Origin of the sequence: Chitinophaga fulva, from assembly GCF_012927205.1 — a bacterium.
In the GTDB taxonomy this organism is placed as follows: Bacteria; Bacteroidota; Bacteroidia; order Chitinophagales; family Chitinophagaceae; genus Chitinophaga; species Chitinophaga fulva.
The window spans coordinates 1,157,955-1,178,131 of the sequence record NZ_JABBGC010000003.1; the positions used below are offsets into that span (position 1 = coordinate 1,157,955).

General features: G+C 50.9%; 10 protein-coding genes. 1 reads left to right on the top strand and 9 read right to left on the bottom strand.

Annotated features, from left to right (window positions below):
• Nucleotides 1-25 precede the first annotated feature (25 nt).
• The 9 genes from HHL17_RS28050 to HHL17_RS28090 form a co-directional block, all read right to left on the bottom strand.
• Nucleotides 26-1,438 (bottom strand): SusD/RagB family nutrient-binding outer membrane lipoprotein, encoded by a 1,413-nt coding sequence (locus tag HHL17_RS28050; RefSeq protein ID WP_169228137.1) that lies wholly within the window; start codon nucleotides 1,436-1,438, stop codon nucleotides 26-28.
• Nucleotides 1,439-1,459: 21 nt separating this feature from the next.
• Entirely contained in the window at nucleotides 1,460-4,525 is a 3,066-nt protein-coding gene (locus tag HHL17_RS28055; RefSeq protein ID WP_169228138.1) for a SusC/RagA family TonB-linked outer membrane protein, read from the bottom strand.
• A gap of 447 nt (nucleotides 4,526-4,972) precedes the next feature.
• The gene (locus HHL17_RS28060) at nucleotides 4,973-7,252 is read right to left on the bottom strand and encodes an FAD-dependent oxidoreductase (protein ID WP_169228139.1); all 2,280 of its coding nucleotides are present in this window, start codon (nucleotides 7,250-7,252) and stop codon (nucleotides 4,973-4,975) included.
• A gap of 158 nt (nucleotides 7,253-7,410) precedes the next feature.
• A complete protein-coding gene (locus HHL17_RS28065) occupies nucleotides 7,411-8,835 on the bottom strand; it encodes an SGNH/GDSL hydrolase family protein (RefSeq protein WP_169228140.1) in 1,425 nt (474 codons plus the stop codon).
• Nucleotides 8,825-11,428, bottom strand: a complete 2,604-nt coding sequence (locus tag HHL17_RS28070) for a glycerophosphoryl diester phosphodiesterase (RefSeq protein ID WP_169228141.1) — start codon at nucleotides 11,426-11,428, stop codon at nucleotides 8,825-8,827. The genes HHL17_RS28065 and HHL17_RS28070 overlap by 11 nt, the downstream gene beginning before the upstream one ends.
• 1 nt (nucleotide 11,429) lies before the next feature.
• Nucleotides 11,430-13,145, bottom strand: coding sequence for a sodium:solute symporter family protein (locus HHL17_RS28075; protein WP_169228142.1), 1,716 nt, complete (start codon nucleotides 13,143-13,145; stop codon nucleotides 11,430-11,432).
• Nucleotides 13,145-14,032 carry a DUF5017 domain-containing protein gene (locus HHL17_RS28080; RefSeq protein ID WP_169228143.1) on the bottom strand — a complete coding sequence of 296 codons (888 nt, stop codon included), beginning with the start codon at nucleotides 14,030-14,032 and terminating at the stop codon, nucleotides 13,145-13,147. Before HHL17_RS28080 ends, HHL17_RS28075 begins: the two co-directional genes overlap by 1 nt.
• 4 nt (nucleotides 14,033-14,036) lie before the next feature.
• Entirely contained in the window at nucleotides 14,037-15,620 is a 1,584-nt protein-coding gene (locus HHL17_RS28085; RefSeq protein ID WP_169228144.1) for a RagB/SusD family nutrient uptake outer membrane protein, read from the bottom strand.
• Between the two features lie 20 nt (nucleotides 15,621-15,640).
• On the bottom strand, nucleotides 15,641-18,793 hold the full coding sequence (locus HHL17_RS28090; RefSeq protein WP_240975980.1) for a SusC/RagA family TonB-linked outer membrane protein: 3,153 nt from the start codon (nucleotides 18,791-18,793) through the stop codon (nucleotides 15,641-15,643).
• A gap of 265 nt (nucleotides 18,794-19,058) precedes the next feature.
• Here HHL17_RS28090 and HHL17_RS28095 point away from each other — a divergent pair, with 265 nt between their 5' ends.
• Entirely contained in the window at nucleotides 19,059-20,072 is a 1,014-nt protein-coding gene (locus HHL17_RS28095) for a LacI family DNA-binding transcriptional regulator (protein ID WP_169228145.1), read from the top strand.
• The last annotated feature ends 105 nt before the right edge of the window (nucleotides 20,073-20,177 follow it).

The window sequence follows — 20,177 nt, forward strand, 5'->3', positions numbered from 1 at the left end:
CAGCCAGCCTTGTCCATTTTTCCTTCTAGTTATTCGTATCCCACCAGACACGATCGTTGATGGTTGCCTTTTGATCTGGTTGTGGATTCGTCAGTTCTTCCACTGCCGGGTAAGGCCATCTTCTCGGAATACCTTTCGCGGTACTGCCGATGTATGGCTTCAGCTGCGGATACCCGGTACGCCGCCAGTCGTTGTACACTTCGGGCGACAGGAAATTAGCTATATACTTTTCAGTGATAATATGCTTTATGGCATTGGCAGCGTCAAGTGCCGGCCGTGAAGAGATGTATGCCGTCTGCGCTGCGGGCTCTACACCCAACATTGACATGTGCGCGGCAATAGCATCCCGGTAGATAGGTTCTGCTGCAGCTGCGCCCTGTTTGATGAACGTGGCTTCTGCCTTCAGGAACAGCGCCTCACTATAAGTAATGAGAAACAGCTTTGAGGTAGCACCGGCGTAAAAACTGTTGATAGTCGACAACGTATGCACATCAGACACCGGTGCATCGTTCACATTGCGGCCAACATACTCTCCGTTGTTGTTTTTAGCGGCGATGATCGATAACCGGGGGTCCTGGCGGGACTTCAGGGAATCTATGAATGACTGTCCCAGTACCACGCCTCCTGTAGCTGCCCTGTTAAGAACATACCATGGATTCGATGTGTTGCCGGTACCCGGATAAGGTACAGAAGCATTATCTGTGTTACCGCCGAAACCTTTTGCCAGCACGGCGAGTGCATTATCCGCCTGTTGAGCGGCAGTATGACCGGGCGCTTTCGTCAGCCGCAGATAATAGCGGGCTTTAAGGGTGTACACCAGTTTCCTCCATTGGGCCATATCACCCTGGTAAATAAAATCGTCTTCTCCGGGAGCGATCTTGCTCACTGGCTGGTCCATGTAATACAATGCGCTGTCAAGCGTCTGCTGGATAACATTATATATCGATTCCTGGCTGTCGTACTTAGGCTTGGTCACCTGTGGCATTTTGAATGCCTCGGAATACGGGATGTTGTTCCACAAGTCGGTAGTGATGGCGAGATTGTAGGCAAACAATGTTTTGCCGATCGCTACGTACTGGTAACGCTTTGCAGCGGTGGCCTGATTGTTCATCAGGTATAGATTCTGAAATATGGTGGTATACAAGGCGCCGCCCCAGGCACTGTTCGCATCTACACTGGTCATAAAATAAGATTCCAGATTGGGCGACTGCTGGTTTAATGACAGGTGCTGCATCCAATAGGAAATAACATTGGTATTGGAGTTGCTGGCACCGCCCATCACCTGGCTGGCGGTGGCTACTTCCACGGGAGACAGTATCAACGCTTCACTGACTTTCAGCGGATTATTGGGATCATCGTTAATATCCAGGAATTTTTTACACCCGGTGGTCAGGAGCACTGCACAACCCATAAAGGCGAGTGTTCTAATTATTTTCATGTAGTTAGCTTTAAATATTCATTAAAAGGATACTTTCAGACCTAACACCACACTGCGGTTGGAAGGCACGTTGAAGTTGGAGAAACCCTGCCCGTTACCGGCACCATCGAGGCTCACCTCCGGATCAGAGCCGGTATAGTTTTTATGCAGAATGAAGTTGGTACCGGTCACAGACAATACCATTGAACGGAAACCTCTGTTCTTTAACAGCGAAGAGGCAAGGTCATAGCTCAGGGACACCTGGCGCAGCTTCAGGAAAGAACCATCTTCCACGCTGCTTTCGCTCACCTTGGAGTATGAATTTCTGTAGTACGCTTCATCCAGCTTGATGGGAATATCATTCTCCTTACCGGTAGATTGTTTTACGCCCGGCAACACAACGGTTTCACCTCTGTTCTCCGTTGCTTTTGCAGTACCATAGAAATAGAGATAAGAGTTGTCGAGGTTGATCACGTCACCACCATGGCGATGGTCCAGTACAAAGGAGAAAGTAAGGCCTTTGTAGTTCAGGGAGCTGGAAACGCCGCCCAGCCATTTCGGCGTGGCGTTACCAATGGGACCAAGTTCAGTGCTGATAATAGGGTAACCATTATCACCGATGATCAGCTGATGGTTTTCATTACGCAGGTAATAGTTGCCGTAGATCACACCATAAGGCTGGTTGGCATAGGCAAATATGCCCGGGCTGTTGAAGCCGGCAAACTGAATGTAGTTTACCCCGTCGGCCAGGCTAAGCACCTTGTTGGTAATCTTTGTATAGTTGATGTTGACGTTCCACGTGAGGTTAGCGGTTTTAACCGGCGTGATGCCCAGTGTTACTTCCACCCCTTTGTTCTGCATAGAACCCGCATTCAGTGAAGCGCCGGTGAAACCAGTGGCAGGTGAAACCGGTGAACCGGGTGTCAACAGGTCAGTGCTTTTCTTATCGAAATAAGATACTTCGAGAGAGGCTCTGTTACGGAAAAATTTAGTCTCCAACCCTACTTCAAATTCTTTCAGCTTTTCGTTACGCAGCGGGAAACCATAGGTGCTGGTAAGCGTATAGCCGTTCTGGCCAAAGAATGGGAAGTTCACACCCGGAGAAGCCCTGAAGAAGGGATTGCTGAGGGAATAAGGGCCTACGTTGTCATTACCAACCGCAGAATAAGACACTCTTACTTTACCGAAATTGAAAATTGGGTTATCCGCCATTTTCAGTGGTTCTGTAAACACAAAGCCTACGCTGGCTGATCCATAGGGATAAAACTGGTTATCTTTGGACAACACGGAGCTGCCGTCATAACGGCCGGTGAGTGCGAGGGTAAGCATACGCTTATATTCCAGGTTGGCCTGTGCATAGAACCCTACTTTCCTTGTACGATAGTAGTTATAGCTGGAAGTCACCTCCGCAAAATTGGTGATGTTATACAGTTTTTCTACAGAGATACCCACGCCCTGTACATAATTATTGTCGTTATAGTTAACCAGGATGTTATTACCGATCAACAGGCTACCGAACAGGTCATTGTTGAATTCCTTTTTGGCTTCCAGCATCAGGTCGTGGTTAAACTGCTGACTCTTGATGTCACGTTTATACATCTGGCCGTTAACAGGCGTACTGCCGTTGTTGCCCCATCCTTCGGCGCCGGGAGCTTCGTGATAATCGGTGGTAGTCACATACATATCTACGCCTACACGTTCTGTGACTGTAAGCCATGATAGTGGTGTGTAGCTGAGGGTAACTACAGGGATGATGCGATTGTTACGATCGCGCAGGCCGGTATTGTCCAATATCCAGTAGGGGTTGTTACGCGAGTTACGGTATACACGCTGCGAACCGTCTTCGTTCACAGTAGGATACGGGTCCCAGGAGATGGGTGCTCCGTAAACTGTCCACAAAGGATTCACGAAGTTGTTACCTTCCAGGTAACGATGGTTCTCTGACTGGATATAGTTGAACTGGGTAGACAGCTGCAGGTTGTCCAGCAATTTAACGCCATATTTTACAAACAGTGAATGCCGGCTGTAATCCGTATTGGGTATGGTGCCGTTGGTCTTCAGGTAAGAATAGGACACCATATAGTTGGAACGGTCCGTATAGCCGGAAACGTTAATATTGTTATCGGTGGTATGACCGGTCCTGAAAAACTCTTTCACGGGATTATGCTTTTTTACCGGCACGCCATTCACTTTCAAGGTATCGATGGCTGGTCCCCAGGAGGAAGAGTTACGGACGCCGGCGTTGCCATCGTCGTATTTACCATTATTACCTTGGGCATATTTATCCTGGAACTTCGGCAGAATGGGATTCTGGAAAGAATAGCTGCTGCTGAAGGTCAGGTTGGGTTTACCCTGTTTACCTTTTCCAGTGCCATTTTTAGTAGTGATCAGCACCGCGCCCCTTGCAGCGGCAGAACCGTACAAAGCTGTAGCAGCAGCACCTTTCAACACCGTCATGCTTTCGATGATATTAGGATCGATATCGCCGCCACGGTTAACGGTACCACCGGAATACATAGATCCGTTAGGGTTACCTGCCTCGCTGTTGTCCATCGGTACACCGTCGATCACAAACAGCGCCTGGTTGTTGCCCACCAGTGAAGTAGCGCCGCGTATCACGATCCTGGCGGAACTGCCCGGCACTCCGCTGGAGCTGGTGACCTGCACGCCAGATACCTTACCGGCGAGGGCACTCACCACGTTATCCTGCTTGGCATCCACCAGTGCAGCGCCTTTTACTTCTTCGACGCTATAGGTAAGCATCCGTTTGTCGCGTTTAATACCTAACGCGGTCACCAGTACTTCGTTGATCTGGCGGGAGTTTTCGTCCAGTGTGATATTAACCACCGCGTTTTTTTCTACTTTGATTTCAGTGGTGTTGTAACCGATAGCTGTTACCAGCAGCACATCTCCTTCTTTGGCAGCGATGCGGAAGGAACCATCCGACGTAGCTGCGGCTCCGGTATTGGCGCCCTTAACGCGGACAGAAGCCCCCGGTACCGGCGCACCATCCTTACTGGTAATTTTACCCGATATGAACGGGGCTTGCGCATAGGCAATGGATAACGCCAATAGCAGCATGACTGCTATCAAGAATTGTCTTTTCATAAGTGTTAAATTGATAGAATGATCAGCCGGCCATATGCCAGCCGGTGCTTGTAAGCGATTTCATTAAGACAGCGATAGATCTGTTTTTTGTATACGTGAATTACCGGGCGCGCCGTTTTTAACAGCACACCTGTATTGTGTTCTTTTAAAGCGATCAAAAAATTACAGGCACAGTTTTACACTGCCACCTTTTTGTGTGGTTGATATCCGTTCGACCCAATAACTATTTTTTAGTCTCCTGATGATGGGTTGAAATTAGGTCACATCGGGGTAGATGATTACATTATATTTAACCACTTCTTTACTAAAATTAACATGGCTGAAATAGCCACACAAACAACGAGCGTCTCTCAAACACAATACAGCAAAGGGTTACATGGAACAAACAACGGGGTTAACTATTCTAGCACCCAGGGCTAAAGCCCTGGGCTAAGATGTTGTTCAGGTTTATTCATAGCAGCGCACCGCAAATACAGCAGCTGGAATATCGGCGGAAGGATGTTCCACTTCCAGTATCAATTGATCGGTGGTTAGTGGCTGTGACAACCGTATCCGGTTATGTGTTTGATAATTGCCGGTCACCTCGGCCAGCACATGCCCTGCAGCGTCTTTTATCCGGTAGTTACGCACACAGAAAGGCATCACGGTTTCCGGATGTGTCATCAGCACCGATTCCATAGGATGATCATAATCTCCATCAAAGAAAAGATCGATATGATGAATGGTCACAGGGGCATCCCAGCGGAGTGCCAGTTGCGGCGCAGGGTCCGCCCAGTCGGCCACCCAGGCATTGGGACTGCCGACCGGCCTGTCTGTTCCGTTACGGATATTCTCCGCCTGGAAAAGCGGGATACCAGCCTCGTATTTCAGATCGATGTTGTGACCTTCCGGACGCCGCTGCGGACACCAGAATTCAAAAGCTTCCATGCCGATATCTTCAGGCGGTGTTTGTTTACCGTAGTTGGAAACCGCTTTGTTCACCGTATTAAAAACGGACAATACGCCGGTGAGCCGCTTATGGGTGCGGTGTAGTTGTACTAACGGATTTTTTTGGAAGATGATAAACGCGTAACGATTGTCATCCAGCACGGCATTGAAAGAGAGCGGCACACAGTTCCTCCCCGGCTGCAGAGCGATGAACTGTTTCTCCAGCGTAACATCCGGTGTATGATTACCCTTCCTGCTGGTGATACGCAGCTCCACTTCCAGCGTGGTAGCTTCCGTGGCATCTGCATGAAACACCATCGGCCCAATGCTGCCCTTCGGCAATGGCAGCAGCTGCGCCACAGATAACTGCAACGGCTGTGTGAAAGTCGTTCCCGGGAAACCGGTAAACACCAATTCACTGGAAGCTTCAATGGTAGCGGTTTGTACCAGATCTTCCTTATCCTGTAGCGGAAGCCCGGGGATATGCTGACCTGTTTGCTGCAATCTCTTTTGCAGCATGGGCACCAGTCCCTTATGAAAAACATCGGCAGGCAATACCTGTTGTTCTTTGCAAATAGCGGCCGCCATGGCTGCGGCCTGCGTGGCATAAGCTGCTGTGGCCATTACGCGGGTGGAGGCAAAAGCCACATGGGAGGCGCTGATGATACGGCCACCAAGGAACAGGTTGCGGATATTGCGGCTATAAAGGCTCCGGTAAGGTATCTGGTAAATGCCTTTGCTGTGCCACTGGTTACAGCCAGGTTTCTCACTGAAAACGCCATCGGCTGGGTGCAGGTCCACCGACCAGCCACCGAAAGCCACAGCATCAGCATGCGTGCGTTGTTCGATGATATCCTGTTGTACCATCATATAATCACCTTCAAAGCGGCGGCTCTCTCTTTTGCCAGGTATCATGCCCACCCACTCCAGGGTAAGCGTTTCGGCTTCCGGGAAGTTGCCTGAATTCTTGATGTAGTCCCACACGCCATATACTACTTTCCACAATTCCCATTTGATTTTTTCCGTGTCGTGTACGGTGTCCAGCCGGCCGCCATATTCAATCCACCACAGCTTACATCCGAAATCACCGGCGTTAAAAGATTTGAACCTGGGGATAGTGGTGATGTCATGCAGCGCAAAAGCGGGCGGGGTGTACTTCACCGGCCGACCGGTATCTTTACTGTAGAAATAAAGGGAATGTCCCAGCAACTCACCGTATTCAGCGGAAGGCGCGAATTTCTCCCCGAATTCTTCCCGGCTCTCGGCGCCCATGCGGAAAGCAGCGCCGGACAGGAAGCCCACCACGCCATCGCCGGAGGCATCGCAAAACAATGGGGCTGTTAAGGTATAAGTTGTCTGATTCTGGCTGCAAAAGGCTTTCAGCGCACCGATAGTAGCTTCGTCTTTTTTCTCTACAGCATATACGGCGGTATTCAGCAGCAGGGTGATATTGGGTTCCTGCGTTACTTTATCCAGCAGGATCATATCAAAAATCACCGGGTTACTTTCCGGGTTACGGAAAGTATTCTCCACGAGTATTTCATTTACCAGTCCGCCTTCGCGGGCCCAGCGATTGTTGTTGCCCATATGGGAAGTGGCGCCTAGTATCCATAAACGGACTTCACTGCTTGCGTTGCCGCCCAGTACGGGCCGGTCTTGCACCAGCACCACTTTCAGTCCCTGCCGCGCGGCGGTAATGGCGCCGCATACGCCTGACAGCCCGCCGCCTGTGATCACCAGGTCTGCGTTGATGTCCACTGTGGGAAAAGCACGGTCTCCTGTTGTTCCGGATGTAATCATGATTCTTCAGTTATAATTTTAGTAGTGTGCAAGTCAAAATTAATAACCTGTGCCCGGCAACGGCAAGCGTTACGGCCACAAAAAATCCCGGGAACATTCCCATTTACCGGGAATGTTCCCAACAAGCTGCACCAGGGTTTCGCATCATAACAGGTGCATTACTTGCCGGGTTTTCCCCGCAATAAAATTTTGCCGATATATACAACGGTACGGTCGTACTTCTCCGGATGACTGGTAATATCCTCCAGTTGCTCAGGCCCCAGTATCGTACGTTTGTCCGCCTTTTCGGACGACAGGCGTAAAGTGACGGTATGTTTGCCCGGTGGCAGGATGATCATCTCATACTGGCCCCGATAACGGTTATTACAAAAATTATTGAACCGGTTGATGGTAAAGCTGCCACTGCTGTCGGTCTCCTCCGCCTCGCTCAGAAAGCGCGCCCCTTTGGCATTGCGGGCGGTCAGTTTCATACGCTTACCGTCTACTATGGCTTCCAGTTGACCGGTTTCCGGGCAACCAATATCGAAGATGCCGAACATGGTGCCGGTGAAATGAAAGGTGAAAGTAGCGCCAGGCTGCTCTGCCATCATCACATAAGGAAACCAGCTATGGAACTGCTTCAGCGGCAGCTGGTCCGTGGCAGTCTTTTTAAAGCCATTATCGAAAGTGGCTATCTGTAACGGGTCGTACATGCCCGCATCTTCCCAGTTGTCCACCAACAATGGTGCTGGCAACGCAGACGGCTCTACGCTATTGGCTGCCTGTATCTTCCGCATGCCCCGTGCGATAGCGGCGGCATACAAATTACCGCCGGCCCATATGGGATGCAGCCCGTCACGCGAGTAAACGATCTTTCCGGGCACGTCTGTCGCGCTTTTCCATATCAGCTTTCCTTCCCGTTCCAGCATAGTAGGTTCCATACCGAGGTGAATGGAAGGCAACGCATAATGCACCGCCAGCCGTTCCAGTCCCTTTATATGTTCCGGTATCTGACCGGCCGCATATGCATTTGTATGTCCGATGTTGACTGTATAGATCAGGCAGATGTCTGTCTGTGGCGATGTTTTCCTGATCTGGCGGATAATACCTTCCATGCCGTCAGGCCAGGCGCCATTCACCGCAAACTCCACAAACACCAGGTCGGGATGGTACTGCATCAGCTGATCATACAGGCGGCAGGCGCCAAGGTCCGTGCCCGTTCCGGAAACACCGGCGTTAATGCCTTTCATGGCTGCATCCGGAAACATGGACTGTATGTACCGCGCCGTCTGCCGGCGGTAACATTGATTGCCCTGGGTAATACTGCCACCGATAAAACCGATGGTGAGCGGTTGACCAGCTGCCGCTTTACGGAAGAAATGTGGCAGGCCGCCCCGCACCGTGCACTCGTTACTGTTATGATAGTCACCTGTGCTCACAAGGGGTACTGTAGTATCTCCCGGATTAAAATACAAAGGCGAAGCGCCCGCCTGGGAAGCGGCAATAAGCCTCCTCTCCTCCGCCTCTTCCCGGCTTTGGGAATACGCGGATACCAGCAGCATCAGGCAGCCGGAAAATATCGTGCAAAAACGTTTATAGTTCATAGTTAATGGCAATTACACTCAACCCGTAAGGAGCGATGTCCAGCGGGAAAGCCTGTGTTATATTTGCAGGCCGTTGTTTACCGGCTGCGTTGATATAGATGATGTTCTTTGCCCGCAGTGTTTTACCGGCCAACACCCTGTCATAATTCACCTGGAGGGTTTCTTTCAAAGGGAGATGGCTGTTATTCAGCAACAACAGGAAAAGCTTCTTTTCTTTACGGTTGATGGCACAATAGTAATCCAGGTACGGACTGGCGCCTTGCAGCATATCTTCGCGCAGCAGCAAATCCGCGGTTGTACCGTACACCTTGCCCGGTGCGAAACCATACGTCTGGTGCGGGCCTACCTTCGGCGTAATGAATCCATGCGGAAAGGTAACGTTACCGCCCGAACGCAGTTGTATTTCAGACAACAGGTAATCGGTAATCCATCCCACCTGCCACCACGCATGATGTGGATAAGGGCCGGCGCCTTTATTCATGGCATCCCAGTAATAAGAAGCCACGCTGGTGGCACTGTCTACAAAGGCGTCTCTGCCGAGGGCCGCCGCACGGGCCATATGGAGGAACAGAGAATCACGGGTGAGACCAAACATGCGGACAAACAGGCCGGCATGACTTGCCAGCGCAATAGGCCCGCGATGATTGGCAGAACCCATGATGCCGCCGTGCTCAAAGCTTAGTCCAGCCTGGCTGATCTCCCAATCTTCCCGCTGCCGGCCGTTCACCAGCTTCTTCTCCATAGAAGGTATCGGTTGCGTGTACACGGAGGTGGTATACAATTTCGCCGTTTGAATGGCGGCCTGACGGTATCGGGAATCTTTGGTCACCTCATAAAGCTCCAGCAGGGCGCCGGCACTCTGACCTGTGGCAAAGTCGGGCACAAACCGCGCATCCCCGCATACGCCAAGGAAACAGCCTTTTTCAATGGCGTTAGCAATGTACCAGTCGGCACCCTTCTTTGCTGCATACAGGTATTTTTGATCACCCAAAATCTTATAAGCTATCAGCAATCCATAAAAGGTAGGCCGCAGGTCTTCCACTTCCGTAAACAGCGGCTTACCGGTAGCATGATCATACGCTACCGCCCATTTACCAGCAGGCCCCATCCAGGCCAGCAGCCTGTCGGCCGCTGTGCGCAGCGCCCTTTGCAGCGTAGTATCGTGAGGGTTAAAAAGCAGTACATTACCGATATCCATCATCATGTAGTACGTCGTGCCAATTGGCTCTACATAAGGGCCCCACTCTTCGGTGAACTGGCGGCTTTTAGACAGGTAATACTGACCGGCAGCTGCGCCGTGGAAAAAACCAGGCTGCTGCTCCTGCTGCATCAGTTTAAAATTACGCGCATAAGGCAGGCGTGTCCGCTGCAACACACTATCCTGTGTGATATTCGCCAGCATCCACATGGCGCCATAATCGGAGTTTTTAAAGGCATCTTTATCAGCACCGTAAACACCGCCCAGGTAGGCCTGTGCGCCGATGTCCACCCCTTTGTAGTTTTCCACCTTCCACATAGAAGTGCTGTCATCCACTAGGTAATGATGCATCCGGAGGATACGGCTGGTGAGGGACTGTTTTGTTTTCTTCAGCGACAAAAAATCAGGGAAGCGGTAGATATCATTCACGGCATGTTTATACACCGTGTACCAATCGGCAGGCTGGAGACTGTAACGGAAAGTAAAACTCACCGTATCGTTTTTTTGCAGGTACGATCCTTTCTCACCCAGCACCGGATGATAAGCTGTGGGTGTCAGTGCTGCTTTACGGTTCATCAGCGAGAGGCCCAGCTGCCAGTTGCTATTGCTGCGTTTATCTTTCTCCCATGGATCGCGGGCTATGCCCGGCGCCGGTATCACGGCCAGCGTCAACTGTTGACGGGTCTGGACAAAAGGCGCCAGGGTAGTAGCGGTCCGCTCCCGCACAATGACAGGTTTGTCCGGGATGCCCTGCATATACGCATAGGCTTTGATAAAATCTTTCTCTATATGATCACTCTGAAAATAACCGGGGATGCCCGCCCACTGCAAATCCTGTTCCTGCATAGTTGCCAGCGTGGGCGTAGCCAGTGAATAGTACCCGGCGCTCTTTGCACGCAGGTTCATCGTCACGCAGATATCACCGGGAAAAGCCGGATCGAGGCGCCAGCTGGCAGTCAATACCGCTGTATTGTTCTCACTGGTAAACGACAGTGAGCCATCTGCTGCCTTAGTGACCGCAGCAGGGTAAAAATGAAGCGCGGTACCCGCTGTATTCATCGGCACCGGTGACAAGGCTGATTCCCACACCGGAATAATATACCGGTATTGTGGCTCGGGGAAAACGAGTTTATTACCAGCTTTATCGTATAGGGGTAAGGGTTTGTTGTCCGGTTTCTCCGCACTGTACAACAGCGTGTATTCCCCGCTGGCATGCGGCAATGACTGCCATCCCTGTTTGCTGTTCACAGCAATATGTTCCAGCTGCCAGCCCGTGGCTCCGTTCTTCCAGGACAACCGAAGCGCACTGTTGTTCATCGTCACAACAGACGACTGGCCTGTGACCGTCATTACGCCTGCGATGCAGCAGATAAGGGTGATTACAATCTTTTTCATGTCAATAAATACTTTCTACCGGTTCCGCTTTGGATGCGATCTTCGTTTTTCGTGCAGCCCTCAGCGGTATAACAGCTACGATGAGGATAGTGGTGGCAATGGTCGCCACCAGGGTGATGCTTTTTTGTGAGAAGAAACACAGTCCGTATAACAACAGGGCAATAAAAGCAAGCGAGAAAGCGATCACTTTTAACCCGAACTGATTTTGTTTTTGTATTTCGATGGATTCTTCCGCGCCGGTTTCCTTCACAGCTGCCTTACGCTGTGCACGATGGCGTTGCAGTTGCACGTACTCATCGCTGACAGCGCCCTTGCTGCGCTGGTACCATTCGTACAGCGCCAGCATCACAAAAGGTAATCCAACACCGAGCAACATCTCACTGGCGCGGTCCAGTTTTCCACCGCCTGTCAGCGGTAGTATCACCTTAAACACCAGGTTCACCAACAGGCTCACCACGGTAATATACAGGGTAGCCTTTCCCGTTAGTCGCCGGGAAAACAGCGCCCAGATAGGCGGCGCCAGCAGCGGGCCTCCCGTAATAGCGCCTATGCTCAGCGTGAATTCCACGATGCCTCCGATGTAGGGCACTATCAGCGCAATGGCAATCATACCCAGCCCGAAGAACCAGGAAGATACCCTTGCCACGCGCATCAGTGCTTTATCGGAAGCACCGGGATTAATAGACCCTTTATAGATATCGTTCGTAAAAACGGCGGATACCACATTCAATGCTGTATTGGCGGAAGCAGAGGTGGAAAAATACATACCGGTCAGTATCAGTCCCATTAAACCTGCTGGCAGCACATGCTTGCAGATCATGAGATAGGCATTCTCCGTTTCAAGACCATGCAGTCCCGGGTTGATGCTTTTGTATAACATCGGCGGCAGCATCCATAACACAGGGCTGATAATATACAGCGCTGCAAAGAGGTAAGCCACTTTGGAAGCGGACTTCGGTGTGTCCACGCTGGTGTAGCGTTGTACAAACGTCCAGTTGCCGCCTATATAAAACACATGGTACAAGGCAAACGCCAGGATGAAGCCCCAGGTATATTCACCATTTACCACACTGAAAAAACCTTCCGGAGAGAAATGCAGAAAATGCTGTACTCCGCCTGCTGCATCAAAAGCCAACGGGATAATAATCAACACTGCGGCTGTCAGCACCACAAATTGCAGGATGTCTGTCACCATCACGGCCCACAGACCGCCTACTGCCGTATACGCGATCATAAAAAGTCCCAGCACCACGGTGGAAGGCATCAGCGGCAGGCCCAGCGAAGCACTTACCAGTCGTGCTACAGAATACAACACAGATCCTTTGATCAGCAAAGACACCAGCATGAAGATGTAGATATAGGCTTTCTGTACGCGCTCTCCCAACCGTTCCCGGATGAATTCCGCCGCGGTGAGATTGCCGGTGGCTTTCCAGCGCGGCGCCAGGTACAACCCCGTTACCAGCGCACCGATGCACATGGTCCACTGTATGGTGATGGCCACCCATCCGTACTGATAGGCAATGGAGCCCCAGGCCACAAAAGTACCGGCGGAAAAGAAACTCATAAAAAGGGACAGCCCGCCAATAAACCAGGGTACGGCCTCTCCGGCGGCGAAAAAGGATTTGAGGTTCCTTCCTGTCCTGGAAAAGGAAAACCCCACCAGCATAATAAACAGGGAAAAAACAACAATAACGGCGGTATCTATGGCTGCGTTCATCAGGGTGTAATCGTTAAGGTTAGTTCTCTGGTAATATGTTTCTCACCGTTATAACGCACGGCAGACGCTTCAAATACCACCCGGTAGGTACCGGGGCGGGCAAACACATATTTATATCCTTGCAGGGTGTTGCTGATATTCTTCAAGGCCACGCCCTGATCGGGTTTTACGGCGGTAGGGTCAAATCCTTTGGAGATCACCCAGTCTTCGTTGTCATCCGTATTTTTACTGTTGGTCATCAATAGCTGTGCCGATGTGATGGTCCACCCGAACGCAGGGTTTTTGAAGTCCACCGCCTTCCAGCCTGCGGTGGCCAGGGTGGCCAGCGGCGTGATTACCTTATCCGCCGATACGCTGTTAGCGTTAAATGTTCGCACTACCCAACGGTTCTGCCCCTCGGGCTTATTCGTGTCGGTATACCGGAAAGCGATATAGACCAGCGGATGACGGGAGGAATCGGCAAATTCTTTCAGGCTGATCACACCGGAAGGCGTATTGTCCTGCCCGGCAGAAAACACCGCTTTGGCTGACAAGTCCTTCCACGTGGCAGCTTTCACATGCTCCGCATCTGCGATGCCCGTAAAATCGTTGGACACCATCAACTGCAGATTAGGATAGATCTTACCAAACTGCACCAATGTAGTGAAGTCTATCTGCAAATCATTGTCCGCCGTGGTACGCTTACGGTATTCGTACTGCCGTCCGGGTTCGCCGGAATAAAACGTGATATTGTCCGGATTGCCCTGAAAGGCAAACGCCACGGTATCGCCGGCTTTAAAAGTAGTACCGGCGGTAGTCACCTCCAGCTCCGGTGTGGTCACCTTCTCTTTGGCACAGGCACAAAAAGCGGTGATGATCATCAGGTATAAAAAAGGTCGCATCATCATGTTTTTACCAGCCGGGATTTTGAGTGATAAAACGGTTGATCGTAATTTCAGTATTAGGTACCGGGAACAGTACATTCCGTGCGGTGGTGTTCTTAGCCGCGCTGCCGGCGTATTTCCAGGCGGCTGGTGCGTTATTGTTGACCTCCGTGGCGAGGGACTGCATCTTGCTAACGTACAGGCCCCAACGAATCAGGTCATGTTTGCGCATGCCTTCAAAACACAGCTCCCGCGCTCTTTCGTCCTGTAACCGTTGCAGGAAATCTGTGCGGCCCAGCCCTGCCGGCAGGTCCACCGCCGGATCAGCAGCGTTCACCGCTTTGCCATACCCTCTCCTTCTCACCTGGTTGACGGCGTTATACGCGGCGGCTACCGGGCCGTTCACGGCGTTCTCTGCTTCTGCTTTCATGAGCAGCACATCAGCATAACGTATCACCGGGAAATTAGTGGAATTGTACAACCGGTTCTTAGGTACCTGTGTTTCATACTCGCGGCGCCATTTTCCGGCCGTACGGTCGTATACCTGTGCGGCGGTGTAAAATGATTTGGAGACAACGCCTGCGGTCACAACATACTTGTAAGGCGCAATGGCCCAGTCGCGGCGCTGATCAACAGCTTCGAAAAGGTTAAACAGCCTGGCGGTGGGATGCACTGCCCCACCGGAAAAACCGATATTATCATCCGGACATTCGAGGCCGTTTTCGACACCCACGCCACCAGCTATCTGCGCGGCGCCCTGCTGGTTACCGTACATACCTATCTCCCAGAGGCACTCCTGTGGCTCATTGATATCTTTGGAATGATTGATAAAAATATTGCTGTAAGAAGGATTCAGTGAATGTTTACCTGAATTGATCACCTTATCGGCATAAGTCAGTGCATCGGCATATTTCGACACGTCTTTCAATGGCTCTCCGGCCATGGTAAGATACACCCGTGCCAATATGGCCTGTACCACGGTGGTGGTTACACGCTCGTTATTCGTATAGGTGCTGATATCCTTCACCAGCGGCTCCGCTATTTTCATATCTGCCACAATAGCTGCATAGACTTCGGCCACGGAAGAACGCGGCAGGTTGGGTGTTGTGGGCGAATTAGTGGAGGACATCTTCAACGGCACGCCACCGTAATTGTCTACCAGCACGAAATAAAAATAAGCCCGCAGAAAAAGTGCCTGTCCTTTGATAGCGTTTCTTTTGGTGTCATCCATTTTAGGCTTGTTCACATTTTCGAGCAACAGGTTGGCGCGGTCAATACCCTGATAAGCCACTTCCCACAACTTGCCCACGTCCAGCTGCCCGGCATCAAAGTCCAGCACGCGGAGGTTGTTCACGGATACATTCTTGTAAAAAAATTCATCGCTGATGTTCAGATAACTGTACAGCCCGCGGGAGTACATCCTGCCCCAGTTGTCGATCAACCTGTTGTAAACACCATTCAGCGCTCTGTCAAGATCAGCTTCGGTATTGAAATAATTCTCCGGCGTTACAAAATCTTCCGGCTTAGTGTCCAGGAATTTATTGCAGGCGCTGAACAGGGAACCTGCCAGCATGCAGGACATCACGATATATATTTTGATATTAACTTTCATCTTCACAGCTTTTAAGGTCATTAAAAGGTTACGTCTAATCCGAAAGTGATGGTCCGGGCCTTGGGATAGGCCGACCAGTCAAACCCCGGTGTGAGTGCGGAATTCCGTACGGACACTTCCGGATCAAGGCCGGAGTAATTTGTCCAGGTGAGCAGGTTCTGTGCGGCAGCATACACCCGCAGCGATTTTATCTTCGCTGGCTTGAGCGTTTTCGCCGGCAGCGTATAGCCGAGGGCGACAGTCTTCAGGCGCAGGTAAGAACCATCTTCTATCGTTCGGGAAGAATACACCAGCGGGCCCTGTCCGCCTACTTTATACAGGCTGTTGCTCGGATTCTCCGGTGTCCAGCGATCGGCATAGGAGGCAAACATATTCAGGAAGTTGCGGGTCACATCACCATTTTCAAACTCAATACGGTTGGCATTGAGCAGGTCATTGCCATAGCTCCATTGCAGGAAAACATTCAGGTCAAAATTGCGGTAGGTGAAATTATTGGACAGCCCGCCGATATGCTTCGGATTGGGATTACCAATGATGGTCAAATCGTTGTTGTCCACCTTACCATCTCCATTGATGTCCTTGAATTTGATATAACCAGGCTGGATACTGCTGGCGGGATTACCATTGTTCGGCACTTCGTTTTTCAACACATAAGAGCCATCCGGCAATTTGTTGAAATCACCATACTGGTAGATGCCATCAAACAGAAAGCCATAGAACTGTGCGATAGGGTGACCGGGAATAGCGATATACGGATAGGCGTTGTTGAAATTGCCCCAGGTAATACGGGAAGCGTAACTGGGCTCGCCTTCATTGAGCTGTAGCACCTTGTTGCGGTTAAACGAAATATTAAAACCAGTGGACCACGTAAAGTTCTTGCGCTGGATATTGGTGCTGTTGATGGTGATTTCCAGCCCTTCGTTAGACACCTTGCCTATATTGCGGATACCGCTGAGATAACCGGAAGAAGGCGCCAACGTGGCGTTTAGCAGCAGGTCACGCGTATTCTTCTTATAGTAGTCGGCCGAAAGGGTGATCCTGTTTTTCAGGAACCCAACGTCAATGCCTATATCTGTTTGTGCTGTGGTTTCCCATTTCAGGTCTGGATATCCCAGGTTGTTGGGTACAGTGCCTTGTACCGGTGAATTGCCGAAAGCGTAACCGGAATACGGGAACAACTGCAACGCGGTGAGGTAAGCGAAATCGGGTATCCGGTTGTTGCCGGTCGTGCCATAACCCACCCGTACCTTGGCATCAGAGAGCACACGGACATCCTTCATAAATGGCTCTTCGATGATACGCCATGCCAGCGCTCCGGAGGGGAAATACGCCCAGCGGCTGTTGACAGGGAATTTGGAAGAGCCATCTGCTCTGAAGGAAAGCGTGAGCAGGTAACGGGACTTATAACCGTAATTCACTCTTCCCAGGAAAGACATCAGCGTATTGGCGGAGCGGGCAGTAGGCGCTGCGGTAATGATACCTTCGTCGAGGCCGCTCATGCCCAGCGATTCGTTAGGCACCTGAGAGGCGCTAAAACCGTAACTGTAGGTTTGTGTCTTCTGCATGCTCATACCACCCATCACGTTCAGGTTATGGTCTTTGTTAAAAACACGGGCATACGTGAGGGTATTTTCGTTGAGCCAGCTACTACGTTCGGCATTGCTCACCGAGCCGTTAATACCCAACACGCTGCTTTTCGGATTACCCAGCCGCGTATTGGAATTATAGAACACGTCTTTTCGTACAGCCTCCCGCGTGATACCGCCGGTTACCCGCAGGGTAAAGTATTTGGCCGGTTTATATTCCACGTAAGCGTTACCAATCAGGGTATTGTTAAATGCCGGATTATATTCGTTACGATTGGATATAATAGGATTCATGCGGTATTCGCTCAGCGGGTCCACATCCGGGTCGAACGGTTCATCGATCAGTGAGCCGCCGTTGGTGGAATCGCCGGTAACCGGACGATATCCCCATACGCTGTACATGAGGCTGGAGGTAGGACCCGAACCGGTCTGTGAAGCAAAGGCGCCGTATGTTTTTGTAGCGGTATAGTTGAAGTTAACGCCGGCTTTTATTTTATTGCTCACCTGCTGGTCCAGCACCATGCGGCCCTGGTAACGTTTAAATCCGCTGTTGATGATGATACCGTCCTGATCGAGCAGGGAGCCGGACAGCGCATATTTTGTTTTATCGTTGCCACCTCTCATAGACAAGCTGTGGCTTTGCATGAAGGCATTACGCAGCACCTGGTCCTGCCAGTCGACGCCCTTTACATTCCGGTAGTCGTCCAGTGTTTTGCCGTTTTTCAGGTAGATGGGCGTATAGAGCGTACTGTTCTGGTCCAGCTGGAATCTTACGAATTCGTATGGGTCCATCATTTGCTGCTTTTTCAGATTTTGCTGGAATCCCATCCAGGTCTGATAAGCGATCACGGGTGCCCCTGTCTTTCCTTTTTTGGTGGTGATGAGGATAACGCCGTTAGCGCCACGGGCGCCATAGATGGCGGTGGCCGAAGCGTCTTTCAGCACTTCAATGGATTCGATTTCTTCCGGGTTAAAAATGTTGTTGGAGGGGTTTTCCATCGGGAAACCGTCCACCACGTAGAGGGGAGAGTTTTCCTGGGTGACAGAATTGTTGCCGCGTATGACGATATTGAGCGGAGCGCCTGGTTGCCCGTCACTGGCTGATACCTGCACCCCTGCCACACGGCCACCGAGGGCTTCTTCAAAAGAAGGCACCGGTGCTTTGGCCATGTCCGCCATTTTTACTTCTCCTACGGAACCGGTGAGGTCTTTACGTTTCACCGTGCCATAACCGATCACCACCACATCGTTGAGCCCTTTCACAGATGGCTCCAGGGTGATGTTGTAGACCGTTCTGCCGGCAGTCAGTTTTACTTCGCGGCTTACATACCCGATATAAGAATACAGGAGAATGGTGCCGGGAACGCTGTTCACGTTGATGTTGTAGGTACCTTCGTCGTTGGTAACAGCCGATACTTTACCACCTTTCACGCGGACAGTTACGCCGGGCAGCGGCGTGCCGGAAGCTTCGGTGATTTTCCCCGTCACCGTGGGGGTTGGTTGCTGTGCAGTACTGTTCATCCATATACAGATGATAAAAAACGGGAGTAGCCAATACCCCGTTAACGTGAAACTCTTTTTTTGCATTCCCCTTGCTGTTTTTTTAATGATTAGTTTTTCTGGTCCTATCGGGAAGTGGCGCCGTGGAAATATTCAGGTATAGCTTGCCCACTCATAAAGTTGTCGACAACTGTTTTTCCATACGTGTGAATTTGTTATCCAAAGATTAAAACAAACGGGCACAGATGCTACAAAAAAGGCCCGCTTTTCAATTGGGAACATTCCCAATTTATGGGAATGTTCCCAAATTTCAAGGTTATTTTGTTTCTTTGGCCTCATACAATTGTGAGCTATGAAACGACACCAGGTGACTATCGTCGACATTGCCAAAGCGCTGCAGCTTTCCAAATCCACTGTCTCCCGTGCGCTGACGGGCCATCCCAGCGTAAAAGCCGATACCCGTCAGGCGGTATTGGAACTGGCAGAGAAAATGGACTACCAGCGGAACATGCTGGCCATCAGCCTCATCACGCGGAAAACCAACACCATCGGGATTATCGTCCCTGAATTCACCAGCTCCTATTTCCCCAACGTGACCATCGGGGCACAGGAAGTGGCCAGCAAAGCGGGATACAACACCGTCATCTGTCAGTCCAACGAAAGCTACGAAACAGAAGTGGCCAATACGAAAGTGATGCTGGCCAACCAGGTAGACGGTATCCTTGTATCGCTCAGCAAGGAGACCCGGAATTTCGATCACCTGAAGATCTTCCAGCGCAAGGGTATTCCCATTGTTTTTTTCAATCGTGTATGTGATGATATGGACGTGCCTAAAGTTATCGTGGACGATTTTGAAGGCGCCTACAAGGCCGTCAGCCATCTGCTGGAAAGAGGCCGTAAAAGGATCGCACACCTGTGCGGCCCCACCTCGCTGCGTATCAGCGAAAAGAGACTGAACGGCTACAAGGCGGCGCTGAAAAAATACAACGTGCCTTACGATGAAAGCCTCGTCATTCCTTATGACCTCAACACCGATATGGTACATATCTACGTGACGCACCTGCTCAGTCTTCCCCAGCCACCGGACGCTATCTTCGCCATCAGCGACCCTACCGCCATTGAGATCATCCAGGTCATCAAAAAGAAAGGGCTCAGGGTACCGGAAGACATAGCCGTAGTAGGCTTCAGCAATGACTTTGCATCCGGGCTGATACATCCATCGCTTACTACGGTAGCGCAACCGGTAAAGGAAATCGGCAGAACGGCCGCGCAGCTGCTGATAGACCAAATCAACCGTGACCTGTCTGACTGGAAAAGTATCATCCGTGTGCTTAAAACCGAACTGATCGTCCGCGAGTCCAGCTGATCTTTTCTCTTTTCTATGGGAACATTCCCGTAGAAAGGGAATGTTCCCATAGAAAAAACGTTGTGTATTTTTTGCGGGTATGCGGTGAGGAAAGAATCTTTGACG